We start from the raw sequence: 1,235 nt of genomic DNA on the forward strand, positions 1-1,235 counted from the left end.
GCCCTTCAAGACAACACACAACACACAATGCCGTGTGAAGCCCGAAAACACTGCACTGGACTCCCAGACAACAAATCAACACATCAAAATGATCACAAAACGATCGAAACGAACACAACCAAAAAAAATAATTGAAGTTCGAATCGAAATCGACAGCAAACACCACCCGCCAAACGGATGGCGTCTGCTCGCGTCCACTCTCCAGTTCTCAAACCACCACGCACACCCACACGCACGCCCGACCCCCCACCAAGGGAAGCCGACGCGACGCGAGGGGCGCCACACGGACCGCACCAGGACCAAATCCTGGGGTGGCAGTCCGGGAGCCCAAAAGCGCATCCATACCACCCCACCCGCATCCCACGACGGACGACGGGAAAGCCAACGATCCCTCCACACCAGCACACCCGAACACACCGGACTATCCGGCCGCCGGGCTGACACCGGATGCCGAACGGCATCCTGAAAATTCTCCGTAGAAAGGAGGTGATCCAGCCGCACCTTCCGGTACGGCTACCTTGTTACGACTTAGTCCCAATCACGAGTCTCACCTTAGACGGCTCCCCCCTCCGAAAAGGTTAGGCCACCGGCTTCGGGTGCTACCCACTTTCATGACTTGACGGGCGGTGTGTACAAGGCCCGGGAACGCATTCACCGCGGCGTTGCTGATCCGCGATTACTAGCGACTCCGCCTTCACGGAGCCGGGTTGCAGGCTCCGATCCGAACTGAGACCGGTTTTCAGGGATCCGCTCCACCTCACAGTGTCGCATCCCGTTGTACCGGCCATTGTAGCATGCGTGAAGCCCTGGACGTAAGGGGCATGATGATCTGACGTCATCCCCACCTTCCTCCGAGTTGACCCCGGCGGTCCCTTGTGAGTTCCCGGCCGAACCGCTGGCAACACAAGGCGAGGGTTGCGCTCGTTGCGGGACTTAACCCAACATCTCACGACACGAGCTGACGACGACCATGCACCACCTGTGAACCCGCCCCGAAGGGAAACGACATCTCTGCCGTCGCCGGGAACATGTCAAGCCCAGGTAAGGTTCTTCGCGTTGCATCGAATTAATCCGCATGCTCCGCCGCTTGTGCGGGCCCCCGTCAATTTCTTTGAGTTTTAGCCTTGCGGCCGTACTCCCCAGGCGGGATGCTTAACGCGTTGGCTCCGACACGGAACACGTGGAACGTGCCCCACATCCAGCATCCACCGTTTACGGCGTGGACTACCAGGGTA

At 59.0% G+C, this 1,235-nt stretch carries 1 rRNA gene; it reads right to left on the minus strand.

The window, feature by feature from the left end:
• Window positions 1-479: 479 nt before the first annotated feature.
• Window positions 480-1,235: ribosomal RNA gene (locus BMYO_RS11360) — 16S ribosomal RNA — on the minus strand; the annotation flags it as partial.

It is taken from the genome of Bifidobacterium myosotis (assembly GCF_002259745.1).
Taxonomy (GTDB): Bacteria; Actinomycetota; Actinomycetes; order Actinomycetales; family Bifidobacteriaceae; genus Bifidobacterium; species Bifidobacterium myosotis.